General features: G+C 68.2%; 12 protein-coding genes. 5 read left to right on the top strand and 7 right to left on the bottom strand.

What is annotated here, in order from left to right:
• Positions 1 to 68: 68 nt before the first annotated feature.
• Both CFB81_RS06470 and CFB81_RS06465 read right to left on the bottom strand, forming a co-directional pair.
• On the bottom strand, positions 69 to 509 hold the full coding sequence (locus CFB81_RS06470) for a nuclear transport factor 2 family protein (protein ID WP_089434860.1): 441 nt from the start codon (positions 507 to 509) through the stop codon (positions 69 to 71).
• 50 nt (positions 510 to 559) lie between these two features.
• A complete protein-coding gene (locus tag CFB81_RS06465) occupies positions 560 to 2,584 on the bottom strand; it encodes an FAD-dependent oxidoreductase (RefSeq protein WP_089434859.1) in 2,025 nt (674 codons plus the stop codon).
• Positions 2,585 to 2,736: 152 nt separating this feature from the next.
• Here CFB81_RS06465 and CFB81_RS06460 point away from each other — a divergent pair, with 152 nt between their 5' ends.
• Entirely contained in the window at positions 2,737 to 3,303 is a 567-nt protein-coding gene (locus CFB81_RS06460; RefSeq protein WP_179235918.1) for a PadR family transcriptional regulator, read from the top strand.
• 147 nt (positions 3,304 to 3,450) lie between these two features.
• Here the strand turns inward: CFB81_RS06460 and CFB81_RS06455 are convergent, their stop codons facing one another.
• The 5 genes from CFB81_RS06455 to wecB all read right to left on the bottom strand — a co-directional run bounded on the left by CFB81_RS06455 (position 3,451) and on the right by wecB (position 11,033).
• Positions 3,451 to 4,431, bottom strand: a complete 981-nt coding sequence (locus tag CFB81_RS06455) for an NADPH:quinone oxidoreductase family protein (RefSeq protein ID WP_069617157.1) — start codon at positions 4,429 to 4,431, stop codon at positions 3,451 to 3,453.
• A 142-nt stretch (positions 4,432 to 4,573) separates the two neighbouring features.
• Positions 4,574 to 6,403 (bottom strand): acyl-CoA dehydrogenase, encoded by a 1,830-nt coding sequence (locus CFB81_RS06450; protein ID WP_089434857.1) that lies wholly within the window; start codon positions 6,401 to 6,403, stop codon positions 4,574 to 4,576.
• Positions 6,404 to 6,578: 175 nt separating this feature from the next.
• A complete protein-coding gene (locus CFB81_RS06445) occupies positions 6,579 to 8,903 on the bottom strand; it encodes a xanthine dehydrogenase family protein molybdopterin-binding subunit (protein WP_069617155.1) in 2,325 nt (774 codons plus the stop codon).
• A complete protein-coding gene (locus CFB81_RS06440) occupies positions 8,900 to 9,361 on the bottom strand; it encodes a (2Fe-2S)-binding protein (RefSeq protein WP_069617154.1) in 462 nt (153 codons plus the stop codon). Before CFB81_RS06440 ends, CFB81_RS06445 begins: the two co-directional genes overlap by 4 nt.
• Positions 9,362 to 9,815: 454 nt before the next feature.
• The gene (wecB, locus tag CFB81_RS06435; RefSeq protein ID WP_069617153.1) at positions 9,816 to 11,033 is read right to left on the bottom strand and encodes a non-hydrolyzing UDP-N-acetylglucosamine 2-epimerase; all 1,218 of its coding nucleotides are present in this window, start codon (positions 11,031 to 11,033) and stop codon (positions 9,816 to 9,818) included.
• A 1,182-nt stretch (positions 11,034 to 12,215) separates the two neighbouring features.
• On the opposite strand from wecB, the gene CFB81_RS06425 reads away from it, so the two are divergent.
• From CFB81_RS06425 to CFB81_RS06410, 4 genes are read left to right on the top strand one after another with little or no spacing between them, the layout of a single operon-like run.
• On the top strand, positions 12,216 to 13,769 hold the full coding sequence (locus tag CFB81_RS06425) for a glycosyltransferase family 2 protein (protein WP_089434856.1): 1,554 nt from the start codon (positions 12,216 to 12,218) through the stop codon (positions 13,767 to 13,769).
• 3 nt (positions 13,770 to 13,772) lie between these two features.
• Positions 13,773 to 14,768 (top strand): polymer-forming cytoskeletal protein, encoded by a 996-nt coding sequence (locus tag CFB81_RS06420; RefSeq protein ID WP_069617151.1) that lies wholly within the window; start codon positions 13,773 to 13,775, stop codon positions 14,766 to 14,768.
• Positions 14,769 to 14,778: 10 nt separating this feature from the next.
• Entirely contained in the window at positions 14,779 to 15,789 is a 1,011-nt protein-coding gene (locus CFB81_RS06415; protein WP_069617150.1) for a YaiO family outer membrane beta-barrel protein, read from the top strand.
• Between the two features lie 13 nt (positions 15,790 to 15,802).
• Entirely contained in the window at positions 15,803 to 16,573 is a 771-nt protein-coding gene (locus tag CFB81_RS06410) for a hypothetical protein (RefSeq protein WP_089434855.1), read from the top strand.
• The last annotated feature ends 191 nt before the right edge of the window (positions 16,574 to 16,764 follow it).

Below are 16,764 nucleotides of genomic sequence, written 5' to 3'. Positions count from 1 at the left end.
CCCACGACCTCGCGCGCTCAGCCCGGCTACGCGGCCGCAAGCCGGTTGCACGATAGTCGCCGCACCGCTCAACCGCCGGTCTTGAACGCCGGCAACTGCTGCCCGAGCCGCGCGCCCATTTCCGCGCCGAGCGCCTGCAGCGCATTGAACGGCCGGATCATGACCTCGAACTCCACGATCCGCCCGTCGTCGTCGAAGCGGATCATGTCGATCCCCTTCAGCGCCTTGTCGCCGATGGTCGCGCCGAACTCCAGCACGACGCTCTTGCCGTCGTCGGCCGCGAACTGGCGGTGATACGTGAAATTCTCGAGGATCGTGATCACCGTGCGCAGCGCCATCAACAGCGCGGGCGCGGGCCCGTACGGCTTGAACGCCATCGGCGAACGGAACACGGCGTCCGGGTGGACGATCGATTCCAGCGCGCCGAAATCCTTGCGTTCGACCATCGCATGCCATGCGTCGAGCGATTTCGCGACGGCGGGATGAACATGCAGCGGGGAATGCGTCATCGCAGTCTCCAGTCATGTGGTGGGACGGAACAGAAACGGATCGGTATCAATCAAAGGGTCGCCGCCAGCGTCGTGCCCTGGTGAATCGCGCGCTTCGCATCGAGTTCGGCGGCCTCGTATGCGCCGCCGATCAGATGCACGCGGCATCCGGCAGCCTGCAGTTGCGCCGCCAGCTCGCGCGACGGCTCCTGCCCCGCGCAGATCACCACGTTGTCCACCGGCAGCGTCTGATCGACGCCGTCGATCGTCACGTGGAAGCCGTCGTCGTCGATCCGCCGATATGTGACCGACGACGACATCCCGACGCCGCGCGCCTTCAGCGCGGTACGGTGAATCCATCCGGTGGTCTTGCCGAGCCCGTCGCCGACCTTCGACGCCTTGCGCTGCAGCAGGTGCACGTGCCGCGCCGCCGGTTCGGGCCGCGCTTCACCCAGGCCGCCGGCATTCGCATACGACCGGTCGACGCCCCATTCGCTGAAGAACCGGTCCGCATCGACACGCTCGCCGCCGTCGCGATGAACGAGATATTCGGCGACGTCGAAGCCGATGCCGCCCGCGCCGACGATCGCGACGTTGCGACCGACGGCCTTGTCGTCGCGCAGCACGTCGAGATAGCCGAGCGTCTTCGGATGCCCGACACCGTCGATCGGCGGCGTGCGCGGCACGATGCCCGTCGCGATCACCACTTCGTCGAATTCCCCCTGCAACAGCATCTCGGCGGTCGCACGCGTATTGACGTGCAGCGCGATGCCGCGCAATTCGATCTGCCGGCGGAAATAGCGCAGCGTCTCGTTGAACTCTTCCTTGCCGGGCACCTTCTTCGCGATGTTGAACTGGCCGCCGATCTCGGCGCCGGCTTCGTACAGCGTGACCGCGTGACCGCGTTCGGCCGCCGTGACCGCGAAGCCGAGGCCGGCCGGCCCCGCGCCGACCACCGCGATCCGCTTGCGCCGCGGCGCCGGCTGGATCACGAGCTCGGTTTCATGACACGCGCGCGGATTCACGAGGCACGACGTGATCCGGCCGCTGAACGTATGATCGAGACACGCCTGGTTGCAGCCGATGCACGTGTTGATTTCGTCCGCGCGCCCTTCGCGCGCCTTGCGCACGAAATCGGCATCGGCAAGGAACGGCCGCGCCATCGACACCATGTCGCAATAGCCGTCGGCGAGCAGTTGCTCGGCGACTTCCGGCGTATTGATCCGGTTGGTCGCGACGAGCGGGATGCCGACCTTGCCCATCAGTTGCCGCGTCACCCACGCATACCCGGCGCGCGGCACCTTGGTCGCGATGGTCGGAATGCGCGCCTCGTGCCAGCCGATGCCGGTATTGAGGATCGTCGCGCCGGCCGCCTCGATCGCCTGCGCGAGCCGGATCACCTCGTCGAGCGTCGAGCCGCCTTCGACGAGATCGAGCATCGACAGCCGGTAGATGACGATGAAATTCGTGCCGACACGCTCGCGCACGCGCCGCACGATCTCGACCGCGAAGCGGATGCGGTTGTCGTACGCGCCGCCCCACGCATCGTCGCGATGGTTCGTGCGCGCGGCGATGAATTCGTTGATCAGGTAGCCCTCGGACCCCATGATCTCGACACCGTCGTAGCCCGCGTGCTGCGCGAGCGCCGCGCATCGCACGAAATCGGCGATCGTCTCGTCGACCTCGTCGCTCGTCAACGCATGCGGCGTGAACCGGTTGATCGGCGCCTTCAGCGCGCTGGGCGCCGCGAGCGCCGGATGATAGGCGTAGCGCCCGAAATGCAGGATCTGCAACGCGATCCGGCCGCCCTCCGCGTGCACCGCGCGCGTCACGACACGATGGTGTTCGGCCTCCGCTTCGGTCGTCAGCATCGCACCGCCCGGCCCCGGACGGCCGCGCTCGTTCGGCGCGAATCCACCCGTGACGATCAGGCCGGCCTCGCCGCGCGCGCGCTCCGCATAGAACGCAGCCATCCGCTCGAAGCCGTTCGGCGCTTCCTCGAGGCCGACGTGCATCGACCCCATCAACACGCGATTCCTGAGCGACGTGAAGCCGAGTTCGAGCGGGGTCGTCAAATGCGGATAACGGGAGGTCATCGGGGCGTCTCCATTTTTTATGCAACAAGTTGCACAGATGGTAGCGCGTCGATTTTGTTTATGCAACATGTTGCACAAAGAGGCCCCACCGATTGTGCCGCGGCACCGATATGGCAAGATTCGGTTCATTGCGCAGCCTTCCCCGATCCGACATGTCCCTGCCTCACGCGCTTCTCACCGCCCTCGCCGAACGCCCCGGTTCGGGGTCCGAGCTCGCCGACCGTTTCGATCGATCGATCGGCTATTTCTGGCAGGCGACGCACCAGCAGATCTATCGCGAACTCGGGCGTCTCGAGGAAACGGGCTGGATCGAATCGCTGCCCGCCGAGTCCGGCCGCGGCCGCAAGCGCGCGTACCGGATCCTGCCGGCCGGCAAGAAGGAATTGCGCCGCTGGATCGCCGAACCGGAAGATCCGACGCCGCTGCGCGAGGCGTTGATGGTGCGCCTGCGCGCGGAAGCCGTGCTCGGGCCGGCCGGCCTCGAGGACGAGATCCGGCGGCGCATCGCGCTGCATCAGGAAAAGCTGGACTTGTATCTGCAGATCGAGGCGCGTGATTTTTTGGCGGCCGGCGATCCCGCGGACGGCGCTTCGGTGGCCGGCGATTCGCGCACGAAGCGCCTGCAGCATCTGGTACTGCAGGCCGGCATCGCGAACGAACGGTTCTGGGTCGAGTTTTCGCAGCTCGCGCTCGACACGCTGCGTTTGCCGAAGGGTTGAAGCCGCTGCGGCGTTCGCTTCAGCGCCGATCGACATCGTGCGCCCGACTGTCGGGTCGCGACGCCTTTACAATCGATCGCACCGCGCCCGCTTTCGTGAAGCCCAGGCCGCGCGGCCTGCGTCGAAGCAGCGCGCGGCGAAACCGGATCACGCGTCCGGCAAAATCACCACCTTGCCCTTCACCCGCCGGTTCGCCATCCGCGCGATCGCATCGGCCGCGCCGTCCAGCGACACGCGTTCGGTGATCGTGGGCCGCACCTTGCCGGCCGCGAACCATTCGGCGAGCAGCCGCATGTTCGCCGCATGCTGCGCCGGATCGCGACGCACCGCATCGCCCCAGAACACGCCGAGAATGTCGCGCTCCTTCAGCAGCGCGAGGTTCAGCGCAAGCTTCGGGATCTCGCCGGCCGCGAAGCCGACCACGAGAAACCGGCCGCGCCACGCGGTCGCACGCAGCGCCGCTTCGCTGTATGCGCCGCCCACCGGATCGTAGACGACGTCGGCGCCGCGCCCGCCGGTCAGTTCGTCGACGCGGCGGCGCAGGTCCTCGGTCGCATAGTCGATCGTCTCGTCGGCGCCTGCCTCGCGGCACAGCGCGAGCTTGTCCGCGCTCGACGCCGCCGCGATCACGCGCGCACCGAGCGCTTTCGCGATCTCGATCGCGGCGATCCCGACGCCGCCGGCCGCGCCGAGCACGAGCAGCGTCTCGCCCGCCTGCAGACGCGCCCGCTGCTGCAGCGCGTGCAGCGACGTGCCGTACGCGAGCACGAGCGCCGCGCCCTGCTCGAACGTCATGTCCGGCGGCAGCGCGGCGAGCTGGTGCGCGTCGGCCACGCACTGCTGCGCGAACCCGCCGTGGCCGGTAAACGCCATCACCGAATCGCCGGGCCGCCATGCCGTGACGCCCTCGCCGACCGCGTCGACCACGCCGGCAAACTCGGCGCCCGGCGAAAACGGCAGCGCCGGTTTCACCTGATACAGCCCCTGGACGATCAGCGCGTCGGGGAAGTTCAGCGACGCCGCCTTCACCTGGATCCGGACTTGTCCGGCAGCCGGTTCGGGAATCGCGACGTCCGCGATGCGCAAACGGTCGATCGGGCCGAATGCGGTACACAACAGGGCTTTCATGCGCTTATCTCTCCTTGCGCGGCGTGGCCGGGCATCGGTACGGTGTGCGGGACATCCCCGCGCGGCCGGTTCACGACGCGTATGCGATGCCCGACGGCATCGGCAACATCGTCAGTATTCCGGAATGTCGTTGAAGCCACGGTCAGAACCACGCGTCGCGCATGCCGAGCGTCGTCGTGTCGACGCTCGACAGCAGGTCGAGCTGCGCATCCACCTTCGGCAGTTCCCAGCGGAAAAAGTACCGGGCCGCCGCGCGCTTGCCGTCGTGGAAATCGCCGTCGCGCCCGTGCGCGGCGAGCGTCACGTCGAGCCACAGCCACGCGACGACGAGATGGCCGAACGCTTCGAGATACACGCTCGCGTTCGCGAGTCGCGTCTGCGGATCGCCGATCGCGCCGAGTTCCCGCGTGACGTCGCCCAGCCGCGCCCAGCGCCGCGCCAACGCATCGGCCTGCTCGCGCGTGCCGGCCTCCAGCGCTTGCGCGCGCTCGACGGTCGCGCCGACGCGTGCATCGAGTGCGCGCAGCGACGCGCCATCGTCCTGCACGACCTTGCGGCCGAGCAGATCGAGCGCCTGAATGCCGTGCGTGCCTTCGTGAATCGGGTTCAGGCGATTGTCGCGATAGAGCCGTTCGACCGCATAGTCGCGCGTGTAGCCGTAGCCGCCGTGCACCTGGATCGCGAGATCGTTCGCGGCAAGACACCATTGCGACGGCCAGCTTTTCGCGATCGGCGTCAGGATGTCGAGCAGCCGCGCGGCATCGGCGCGCACCGCCGCATCGTCGTGCGCACGCGCTTCGTCGACGCGTTTCGCGCAGTACAGGATCAATGCGAGGCCGCCTTCGACATACGCCTTCTGCGCGAGCAGCATGCGGCGCACGTCCGGATGGTCGACGATCGGCGCCTGCGGCGCGGCCGCATCCTTGCCGGCCGGCCCGAGCGGGCGCCCTTGCGGACGATTGCGCGCGTAGTCGAGCGCATGCAGATAGCCGGTGTAGCCGAGCGCCACCGCGCCCGCACCGACGCCGATGCGCGCTTCGTTCATCATGTGGAACATATAGGCCAGCCCGTGATTCGGCTGACCGACCAGGTAGCCGATCGCGCCCGCTCGCCCTTCCGGCCGGTACCGCGTCCCTTCGCCGAAATTCAGCAGGCAGTTGGTCGTGCCGCGATAACCCATCTTGTGGTTCAGCCCGGCGAGCACGACGTCGTTGTGCTCGCCGTTCGCGCCGCCATCGACGCCCGTCAGGAACTTCGGCACGACGAACAGCGAGATGCCGCGCGTGCCGGGCTGCAGCCGGCCGTGCTCGTCGGGAATCTTCGCGAGCACGAGATGGACGATGTTCTCCGCGAGCTCGTGCTCGCCGCCGGAAATCCACATCTTGTTGCCGGTCAGCCGGTAGCGCGCACCGAGCGGCGAATCGCATTCGAAATCGGCGCGCGTCGCAATGTCGGACAGCGACGAGCCGGCCTGCGGTTCGGACAGACACATCGTGCCGAGGAAGCGCCCTTCCAGCTCCGGACGCGCAAACGCGTCGATCTGCGCGGCGCTGCCGTGCGCGACGAGCAGGTTCGCATTGGCGACGGTCAGGAACGGATACGCGGCCGTCGCGATGTTCGCGGCCTGGAAGAACAGGAACGACGCGGCTTCGACCAGTTTCGGCAAGCGCATGCCGCCGAGCGCTTCGTCGTGGCCCGCGGCGATCAGCCCGGCGTCCGCGAACGCGCGCACGGCCGGTTCGACTTCCGGGATCAGCGTCACGCGTTCGCCGTCGAACCGCGGCTCCTCGCGATCGCCGCGCGCCGCGTGCGGCGCGAACAGGTCTTCGGCGATACGCTCGCTGGTGTCGAGCACCGCGTCGAAAGTCTCGCGACTGTGCTCCGCATAGCGCGGCAGCGCGACGAGCGCTTCGGCGTCGAGCCAGTCATACAGCAGGAACGCAAGATCGCGTCGCGACATCAACAGGCTCATCGTGCTGCCTCCCGGGGTGCTGGCCGTGCCAGCCGAATGAAGGGTTGCGTGACGCCAAGTGCTGGCAGGAATTTAGCACGGTCGTTCGCAAACGACAACGACGCGCCTGCTCGTCCGCGTATCCGGGAAGTGGGCCGGGCCGCACGGGGCGACCCGGCGCGGGACAGCCGTCGCGTCAGCCCGCCTGCGGCTTCGCGAGCTGATCGGCAACCGGCAGGCTGCGGATGCGCGTGCCGGTCGCCGCGAAGATCGCGTTGGTCAGCGCCGGCGCGACGGGCGGCAGGCCCGGTTCGCCGACACCGCCGAGCGGCGTCGCGTAGTCGTCCGGTGCGACGAGATGCACGCGAATTTCGCGCGGCGCCTCGTTCATCCGCAGCACCTGGAAGCCGTTGAAGTTGCTCTGCTCGGGGCGGCCGTCCTTGAACGTGATCTCGCCATGCAGCGCGATGCCGAGCCCCATCACCACCGCGCCCTCGAGCTGCGAGCGCACCCGCTCCGGATTGACCTGCGGCCCGCAGTCGATCGCGATGTCGACGCGCGGCACCGAGATCCTGCCGTCCGCATCGACCTGCACCTCGCACACCGCTGCCGTGTACGACACGAAGCTGCGATGCGCGGCGATCCCGAGCCCGCGCCCCTTCGGCAGCTTGCGCCCCCAGCCGGCTTCGCGCGCGACCGTCTCGACCACGCGCCGCAGCCGGCCCGTATCGACCGGATACAGCGCCGGATCCTCGCCGTAGTTCACGTTTTTCACCGTGATGTGCGGCTCGAAACGCCGCGCGGGCCCGATCAGGTCGAGCAGGAAATCCTTCGGATCGCGGCCGGCCGCATGCGCGAGTTCCGACACGAAGCTCTGGATGCCGAATGCATGCGGGATGTTGTACACCGAGCGGAACCAGCCGATCCGCGTGTGCGCCTCGGCCGCCGGATTCTCGATCCGCACGTTCGGAATCGCGAACGGCAGATCCGCGATGCCCTGCGCGAGCTCGCCCGGCTGCTCGTGCACGACGCCGGCGCGGAACGTCGACTGGATCGACGGCGCCACCGTGCGATGCTGCCACGCGACCACCTTCCCCGCCGCATCGATCCCGCCGTCGAACGCTTCGAGCGACACCGCGTGGAAGTAGTCGTGCGCGATGTCGTCCTCGCGCGTGAACGTCAGCTTCACCGGCGCGCCGACTGCCTTCGACAGCAGCGCGGCTTCCACCACGTAATCGGGCTTCGACTTGCGGCCGAAGCCGCCGCCGAGCAACGTCACGTTGACCGTGACGCGCTCGGCCGGCACGCCGAGCGCCTTCGCGATCTCGTCGCGCGTGGTCTGCGGCGCCTGCGTGCAGGTCCACACTTCGCAGCGGCCGTCGGCCACCCGCGCCACCGCCGCGGGCGGCTCCATCGTCGCGTGCGCGAGATGCGGAACGTAGTACGTCGCGCGCACGCGTTTCGCGGCGCCGGCGAGCGCGGCCGCGGCATCGCCGTCGTTGCGGATCACGTCGCCCGGCTGCGCGGCGGCCGCTTCGAGCGTCTTGCGATACGCGGCCGAGTCGTAGCCCGCATGCGGCCCGCGCTTCCAGTCGATCTTCAACTGCGCGCGTGCCTGGATGGCCGTCCACGTATCGCGCGCAATGACGGCCACGCCGCCGAGCGGCTGGAAGCCGGACGGCAGCGGCGTCGACGCCAGTTGCACGACCTTGACGACACCCGGCAGCTTCTCGGCGGCCGATGCGTCGAACGACGCGACCGTGTCGCCGTACGCCGGCGGTCGCGCGACGACCGCATACAGCATGCCGTCGAGCCGCGTATCGATCCCGTACCGCGCGCGGCCGCCGACGATGTCGCGTCCGTCGATCAGCGCCGTCTTGCCCTTGCCGATGTAGCGGAATTCGGCCGGCGCCTTCAACGCCACGCTTTTCGTATCGGGCACCGGCAGCGCGGCTGCCTTCGCGGCCAGTTCGCCGAAGCCGAGCTTGCGCCCGCTTTGCGTGTCGACGACCTCGTGCACCGTCACCTTCACCTGACGCACGTCGACGCCCCACACGGCAGCGGCCGCCTGCGCGAGCATCGTGCGCGCGGCCGCCCCCGCACGGCGCAGCGCGGCGAAGCTCTGGCGCAGGCTGCGCGAACCGTCGGTGTTCTGGTTGCCGTAGCGCGGCTCGTCGCCGACTGCTTGCGCGACCTTCACGCGCACCCAGTCCGCGCCCAGTTCGTCGGCGACCACGAGCGCGACGCTCGTGCGTACGCCCTGGCCCATCTCGGAACGGATGCAGGTCACCGTGACGGTGCCGTCGGGTGCGATCGCAACGAACAGGTTCGGATCGTCGCGCAAGCCGTGCGGCATCCCGGCGCCGCCATACTGCGGATTCGCACTGACGGGCGGCTGCACCGGCGCGGCCGCCTGCGCGAGCGTCGGCACGCCGAACGCGAGCAGCAGCCCGCCCGATGCGAAGCCGAGCAGCAGCGCGCGGCGGCTTTCGTTGTGGACGGAGAGTTCGGGTGCGCTCATGCATCACCTCCGCGGCGCACGGCCAGCCGGATCGCCGCGCGAATGCGCGTATAGGTGCCGCAGCGGCAGATGTTGCCGGACATCGCATCGTCGATGTCGGCGTCGCTCGGATGGGGATTCGTCTTCAGCAGCGACGCGGCCTGCATGATCTGCCCGGACTGGCAGTAGCCGCATTGCGCGACGTTCAGTTCCTGCCACGCCTGTTGCAGCGGGTGCGTGAGATCCGTCGACAGCCCCTCGATCGTCGTCACGCGCCGGGACGCGGCCGCCGCGACCGGCGTGATGCACGCGCGGATCGCGACGCCGTCGAGATGCACGGTGCACGCACCGCACAGCGCCATCCCGCAGCCGAACTTGGTGCCGGTGTGGCCGAGCACATCGCGCAGATACCAGAGCAACGGCATGTCGGGATTGCCGTCGAAGTGCTGCTCGCTACCGTTGACGGTCAGCGTGATCATCGTTCACCTCCTGGTTGCGATGCCCGCCGGGCAGGCATCGAGTGGGGATTCGAACGGCGCGGCGCACATTCCGAACGATCAGGCAGGCGTGGCGCCGTTTCGTCGACCGTGTCGCGTGCACGCACGGTCGGGCGGATGCCGCGAACGATGCCGTCGGCCGGTTGCCTGCGCAACCTTTCACCTTCGCCCCGGCCGGCGCTCGTCCGCATGGATCGCCGCCCGCATTATCGAACCATTTCGGATTTGACGTCGGATTGCGGCAATTCGGGAGTTTTAGGCAAGCGGGGAAAAGGCACGGCCGGGGACCGGACGTGTCATTGGTGTGGCTTCCGAGTGCATCGGGATGCGTGCGTTCCGGGTCGCACATAGGCAAACATCCGGCCGACCTCGCGGCCGGACCGGATGCTTGACGGTTGCGCCGAACGCGCCGCAACGCGCTAGCGGGCGATCTTCCTCACGGCGACCGCAACGCCTGCAATCCGAGCGTGAGCGCGTTGAACGGCATCTCCGCGGCGCCCATCGAGAAGCTGGTCGTCTTCGTGGATACGCCGGGCGTGCGCATCAGCGCATGGACGATCCGCTCGCTCGCGTGGCCGTCGCCGTACGGATTGCTCGCGCGCGACATTTCCTCGTATGCGCTCTCGCTGTCGAACAGCCGCGACGCCTCCCACACGATCCGGTCCTGATCGGTGCCGACGAGCCGCGCGGTGCCGGCCTGAATCGCTTCGGGCCGCTCGGTCGTCTCGCGCGTGACGAGCACCGGCTTGCCGAGCGCCGGCCCTTCTTCCTGAATGCCGCCCGAATCCGTGATGATGAAATGCGCGCGCGACATCAGGAATACGAACGACAGGTATTCCTGCGGCTCGATCAGGTAGATGTTGGGCACGCCGCCGAGCCGCGCGCGCGCCGGGTCCCGCACGTTCGGGTTCAGGTGCAGCGGATAGACGAACTGCGCATCGCGATAGCGGTTCGCCAGCGTGCACAGCGCGTCGCAGAAATGCCGGAACGGTTCGCCGAAACTTTCGCGGCGATGGCCGGTGATCAGCACGACGCGCCGCGACGGTTCGAGAAACGGGAAGTACGCGGCGATCTTGTCCGACAGCGCGGCGGTGCAATCCAGCATGCGCTTGACCTCGTGCAACGCATCGATCACGGTGTTGCCGGTCAGCGAGACCGCCCCGCCCGGCACGCCCTCGCTCAGCAGATTGTCGCGTGCCTGCCCGGTCGGGGCGAAATGCCATGACGACACCGCATCGGTCACGCGGCGATTCAGCTCCTCCGGCCACGGCGACCAGATGTCGCCGCTGCGCAAGCCGGCCTCCACGTGACCGACCGGCAGATAGCGATAGAACGCGGCCAGGCTCACCGCGAGCGTGGTCGTCGTATCGCCGTGTACCAGCACGACGTCCGGCCGAAAATCGTCGAAGACGATGCCGATCGCCTGAAGAATGCCGGTCGTCACGTCGGTCAGCGTCTGGCCTTGCCGCATCAGGTTGAGATCGTAGTCGGGCTTGATGTCGAACAGCGTCAGCACCTGATCGAGCATTTCCCGATGCTGCGCGGTCACGCACACGCGGGCGTCGACATCCGCCTGCGCCTTCAGCGCACGCACCAGCGGCGCCATCTTGATGGCCTCCGGCCGGGTCCCGAACACAAGCAAGATCTTCTTCATCGTTGTCCTCGTTTAGCCCGCTTCGCGCCTGGCGATCCTGCACGTGGCGCGAAGCATGTATTCGGGCGGCGCATCCCGTATTCGCACGCGAGCGACACGCGGCGGTGTTGCGGGGCGAGCGCACCGCTTCGTCCGCGCGGTCCGGGCCGCGCGAATCGTCGTACTACCGGCGTCCCGTTGCACTGGATCAATCACGTCATGAGTCGTTCCTCGCCGTGTCGAGCGTCACGTCCTCCCACACCAGCAATATTCAAACCAGCCGGCTCGCGTCGCGGCCCGCTTCGCTCGGCGGCCATTGCCCGCGAACGGTGCGTGACGGAATGTTTCACAACTGCTACGGACGCCCGCATCGCCGGATCGACGCGACACCGATAAACAGTCGGACGTTCGCGCGATCCGTCTGACGACGTCGTCCGACGAATCGCGCATGCAGGTCGCGCCCCCGTGACGATGCGGATCGCGTTGACCTTTCGACGCGCGTTGCGTCGCCTCGATTCGCCCCTTTCGTCTGTGCAGTGCGCGGTGCGCACTCGAGCGTCGACCGTCGTCGCGCGCGCAGGATTTCATCGACATCCGACGCTGCCTTGCATCACACGAATCGGGGCGCGGGAAATGTTGCGGATGTGTAACGCGGATTCGAAACCGGCGAATACATCGGAGTCCGGTCCATTTGTCTCATGTGAAAGCAGTGCGCCGTGGTAATCGCGGGGCCGACGCGTGCACGCCGAACGGCACACGACGGCCCGTCATGCCAAGCCGTACCCGGCAAGCCGGCATCTGCGGCTTGGACGGCCGGGCGCCGCGCGACGCGCTCGCGGCGCGCGCCCGACCGTGCGGGGTCGGATGCGACGTGCTCATGCTGATTCGTCAGTGAATCAAAACACGCGGGCTGCACGCGCGCCGCATCCGTTCCCCGCGCGCGCCCCCTTGCTGCGCGGGGCATCGCGGCAGATGGCTCACGCCTTGCTTGATGTCGGACATGTGCGTCCCGAAGCACTCGCATCGCAGCAGACGGACGGGAACACCAAAGCAACGAAGCCGGGAGACGACGCGACACGTCCGTCCGGGGCAGCCGACAACCGCCCTGCAACGAATGCGCCATCGTTTCCCATTGACGTCCGCGCGATCCACGGAGCGCCTTCAGCTCTCATCGGTCGTCGTTGCGGGCACGGGGATGGGGACATGAAGAAAACGCTGGCGGCGTCACTCTGCGAGCAAGGCATCCTGCTGCTGATCGTGCTTGCCTGCTCGCTCATCGTGCGCGACACCGCCTCGCAGGCGATCGCCGAACCGGTCCGGTTCGGCGTGCCCGCCGCAACGACCGCAACCACCGGACTCGCGATGGAGCGCACCGCGCTCGACAGCGTGACGCTCTCGCTCGTCGCGCCGGCCTCGCCCGATACGGACACGTCGCTCGAGCCGCCCCCCTCCCCTCCGCCGGGCATCGCGTTCGACCCGGAGCTGCTGCTGATACCGTGTGTCGCGTACCTGTGGCTGTTCACGCTGTTGACGTGCGCGTATGCCGCACGGCACTACGTATTCAGCCTCGACCGCCTGTTCAAGCCGCAGCACGCGCCGTACCGGACGATGACCCACGGCGACTGGCCGCGGCTCACCGTCTTCGTCGCCGCCCACAACGAGGAAACCGTCATCGTCGATTGCCTGATGGCGCTGCTGGCGACGACCTACCCGCGCGACCGGCTGACGATCATTCCGGTCAACGACCGCTCGACCGACAACACGCGCGCATTGATCGACGAAGTCCGCGCACTCGCGCCCGAACTGATCCAGCCGTTTCACCGCGAGACCGGCAAGCCCGGCAAGGCAGCCGCGCTGAAGGATGCGCTGCGCTTCATCCGCGGCGACATCATGGTGGTATTCGACGCCGACTACCTGCCGCGCCCGGGGCTGCTGAAGGAACTGGTCGCACCGTTCTTCGACCCGGAAGTCGGCGCGGTGATGGGCCGCGTCGTGCCGCAGAACGCCGACAGCAACCTGCTCGCGCGGCTGCTCGATCTCGAGCGCGCGGGCGGCTATCAGGTCAACCAGCAAGCCCGCAACAATCTCAACCTGGTGCCGCAATACGGCGGCACGGTCGGCGGCATCCGCAAGGGCGCGCTCGACGCCGTCGGCGGCTGGTGCGACGACACGCTGGCCGAAGATACCGACATGACCTACCGCCTGCTGCTGAGCGACTGGCGCACGGTCTATCTGAACCACGCCGAATGCTACGAGGAAGTGCCGGAGCGCTGGGCCGTCCGCGCGCGGCAACTGACGCGCTGGGCGAAGGGCCACAACCAGACGATGCTGCGCTATCTGGTTCCGGTGCTGCGCACCCCGCTGATCTCGCGACGCTGCCGGCTCGACGGCGCGCTGCTGCTCGGCGTGTTCGCGATGCCCGCGCTGCTCGCGATCGCCTGGAGCGCCGCGCTCGCGCTCTACCTGTTCAACGGCGTCAACTCGACCGCGCTCGGCCTGCTCCTGTCGCTGTTCGCGCTGTTCTCGTTCAGCACCTTCGGCAACTTCGGCGTGTTCTTCGAGATCGTCGTCGCCGCGCGGCTCGACGGCCGCGCGACGCGGCTGCGGCTCGTGCCGGTCAACGTCGTCGGCTTTTGCGTGACGATCGCGGCGGTCGTCTCCGCGCTGTGGGGCCTCGCGCTCGACGCCGCGTTCCGCCGCGAACTGAAATGGGACAAGACCGAGCGTTTTCGCCGGCAGTTGAAACCGGAGCGATGAGCGATGACGACCTTCAACGTGATGGTGCCGGTGGCCGGCGTGCTCAGCCTGCCGTTCCTGCCGATGCTGCATGAACTGATCCGGCGCAGCGACGTCGCGGCGCTGCCGATCGGCGACGGGCCGTTCGTCGATCAGGCGCTGCTCGCCGCGCGCTGGCACGACGCGCTGCGCGCGCACGTGGCCGGCACGCCGCCGCCGGATGCATCCGGCGCGCCGCCGTGGCAAGCGCTCGGGCTGCCCGTCGAGCATGTGGACGCGATCCATGTCGCACGCGACGCGCATCGCGACGACGTGCTCTACGCCGATCGTTCGATCACGCTCGACGACGGCGCGCGGGCCGCGTACGCGTTCGCCGACGAGCGCATCGACATTCATGCCGGCGCGACGATCGGCACGCTCGCGCATGCGCCGCTGATCGACGTCGACGGCGCGGTGCTCCGCGGCGTCGTGGTCGGCGACACGGTGCGCCTGCGCGGCGCCGGCGGCTTCGCGTGCCTGTATGGCGAGCCGATCGTCTTCGGCGCGGCACCCGGCGAGCGGCCTGCCGACACACCGGCCGCCCCGCGCCGCGCGATCACGCTCACCCGTCACTTCGCGTCGCTGCCACATCGCTTCCTGCACGGTCGTTACCTGCTGCCGTGCGACGTTCGCCTGCCCGCGCACACGGTCGTGCAAGGCAACCTGATCGTCGAAGGGACGCTCGTCCTCGGCGAAGGCTGCGTGCTGCGCGGCAGCGTCAAGGCACATCGCGTCGAACTCGAACGCCGCGCATTGCTGCACGGCGCGGTATTCGCGCGCGACGACGTGTTGCTCGCCCACGCGAGCTGCATCGACGGCGTCGTGTCGGCCGGCGGCCTGCTGCGACTGACGGGTGCGCGCATCGGCGTCGCCGGTCATCCGGTCAGCGCGTGCGCGCGCGACGTATCGATCGTCAATCATGCGTGCGTGCATGGCGATCTCGTCGCGTGGCGCAGCGGCTGGTTTCACACATCCCGTTAAGGAGCGCCTCATGTCCGATCGCCCCAGCCATCGCGGCCCGCGCGTGCCGGTTGCCACCCTCGCGATGCTGTGCGGCGTCGCCTTCGGCGCGCCCGCGGCGCTGGCGGAGCAGCCGGACGATGCCGCCGCCGCGCCCGCCGTGCAGCCGCCCCCCCCGACCGTCATCACGCCAAGGATGCGCGACGAATCGATGTTCGTGCGCGTGGAGGCCGAAGGCCTGCCGGACGGCGTGCCGCTCGCCGAGTTCACGCCCGAGGATACGAACCGGCCGCCGCTGCCCGATGCAGTCGTCACCCATGTTCAGGCGCCGCAGGAATCGCACACCGAGCTGTCGCTCGGCTATTCGAGCGCACATCTGACGCACGGCTACGGCGACTGGTACGGCGTGCACCTGCGCGGCGTCTATCAGGACGGCAGCCGCACCGTGCTCGGCGAACTGGCGCAACTGCACCGCTTCGGCGAGAACACGCAGCTCGGCGCGCTGACCTACGTGCAGAACCTCGGCCCCGACTGGTTCGGCGGGATCGGCTTTTCCGGCACCACGTCAGGCACGATCCTGCCGAGTGCGCGCATCGACGCGTCGATCAACCGCAAGCTGTTGCCCGATCGTTCGCTGGTCGTGTCGCTCGGCGCCGGCTACGCATGGAACCGCAGCGGCCACCGCGATCAGCTCTATCACGCCGGCGTGATCTGGTACGCATTGCCGAAGTGGATTTTCGAGGCGGGCGCGAACTATACGGTCGATTCGCCCGGATCGGTGAAGGCGCCCGCCTACTACGGCGCCGTCACCTACGGCGAAGTCGGCAAGAGCGTGATCGTGCTGCGCGGCGGCGTCGGCCGCGAAGCGTATCAGGTCACCGGCTCGGGCTCGCAGATCGCGGATTTCCGCAGCCACGAGATCACCGCGAAATGGCGCTACTGGGTCACGCGCAAGTGGGGAACGCAACTCGAATTCGCCTACTACCACAACCCGTATTACTCACGAATCGGCGGCGAGCTCAGCGTCTTCTATCGCTGGTAAGCGGGCGGGCGCCATGCACACGCATCCCGTCCGTCCTCCCGTCGACCGTTCGCTGCGCACCCACGCGCACCCGCAGCGCTGGCTGTCGTCGATCGCGCTGCTGACACCCGCGCTGTACGCGTCGCTGTGGTTCGGAATGCCGCTCGCGTGGCGCTACTGGCGCGCGGTGATGGCGTGGGGCGCGCGCCAGATCGATCCGGCGCTTCATGTGATCGTGATCGGTTATCCGGCCGACGCACCGCGCGTGCCGCTGCTGTCGATCGACGTCGCGGCCCGCATGCCGAGCGGCACGCTGCTCGTCGCCACCACCGCGCTCTGTATGATCGGCTTCGCCGCATCGTTCATCCGGCGCTCGCACTGGCTGCCTGTTGCATATCTGTTACGTATCGCGAGCTTCACCCAGCTGCTGATTTGCGCGTACTTCTGGCTCGCGCCCGGCACGTTCCCGTACGTCCCGCAGCTGCATCTGCGCGACATGTTCGTGCTGCACGGCGCGGCGATCGCCCTGATTCCGCTGGTCATGGCCGCACTGTACTACCCGCTCGATTTCTCGCTGCTGCAAAAAGCCTTCGCATCGCTGCTGGTGCTCGGCTACTTCGTGTTCGCGCTGCCGTTCGTGATGCTGCTGCACGCGACGATCGTCCATCACGGCTCGCTGCTGTTCTTGCCGTTCTGCTATTTCCTGCTCGGCGGGCCGCTGCTGATCGGCCTGCTGGTCACGCTCTATACCTACTGCGCGAGCTGGCCCGGCGCACTGACGCGCGATCGCGATTCCGTCTGCTGATAGCGCGTCCCAACGCGCCGTATCAGCGATGAAACGAATCCGCCGGGTTTGCGACCGTGCCGCGCGACCTGCAGCGCAAGAAGCCCGCAGGACCGGGCCTCCTGCGCCAATGGCACGTTGTTCGCTTCTTTCAATGCGTCGCATCGAGTCCTCTCACCGGTGAAGGCAGCGCAGCGCACCGGCGCATTTGC

The sequence above is a fragment of the Burkholderia sp. AU28863 genome (genome assembly GCF_002223195.1).
In the GTDB taxonomy this organism is placed as follows: Bacteria; Pseudomonadota; Gammaproteobacteria; order Burkholderiales; family Burkholderiaceae; genus Burkholderia; species Burkholderia sola.
This window is presented reverse-complemented; position numbering and strand designations above follow the sequence as displayed.

Bases quoted from the DNA above. Each gene is read 5' to 3' on its own strand.
- wecB (WP_069617153.1), bottom strand. From the start codon at position 11,033: ATGAAGAAGATCTTGCTTGTGTTCGGGACCCGGCCGGAGGCCATCAAG.
- CFB81_RS06425 (WP_089434856.1), top strand. From the start codon at position 12,216: ATGAAGAAAACGCTGGCGGCGTCACTCTGCGAGCAAGGCATCCTGCTG.
- CFB81_RS06445 (WP_069617155.1), bottom strand. From the start codon at position 8,903: ATGAGCGCACCCGAACTCTCCGTCCACAACGAAAGCCGCCGCGCGCTG.
- CFB81_RS06415 (WP_069617150.1), top strand. From the start codon at position 14,779: ATGTCCGATCGCCCCAGCCATCGCGGCCCGCGCGTGCCGGTTGCCACC.
- CFB81_RS06440 (WP_069617154.1), bottom strand. From the start codon at position 9,361: ATGATCACGCTGACCGTCAACGGTAGCGAGCAGCACTTCGACGGCAAT.
- CFB81_RS06410 (WP_089434855.1), top strand. From the start codon at position 15,803: ATGCACACGCATCCCGTCCGTCCTCCCGTCGACCGTTCGCTGCGCACC.
- CFB81_RS06470 (WP_089434860.1), bottom strand. From the start codon at position 509: ATGACGCATTCCCCGCTGCATGTTCATCCCGCCGTCGCGAAATCGCTC.
- CFB81_RS06460 (WP_179235918.1), top strand. From the start codon at position 2,737: ATGTCCCTGCCTCACGCGCTTCTCACCGCCCTCGCCGAACGCCCCGGT.
- CFB81_RS06420 (WP_069617151.1), top strand. From the start codon at position 13,773: ATGACGACCTTCAACGTGATGGTGCCGGTGGCCGGCGTGCTCAGCCTG.
- CFB81_RS06465 (WP_089434859.1), bottom strand. From the start codon at position 2,584: ATGACCTCCCGTTATCCGCATTTGACGACCCCGCTCGAACTCGGCTTC.
- CFB81_RS06450 (WP_089434857.1), bottom strand. From the start codon at position 6,403: ATGAGCCTGTTGATGTCGCGACGCGATCTTGCGTTCCTGCTGTATGAC.
- CFB81_RS06455 (WP_069617157.1), bottom strand. From the start codon at position 4,431: ATGAAAGCCCTGTTGTGTACCGCATTCGGCCCGATCGACCGTTTGCGC.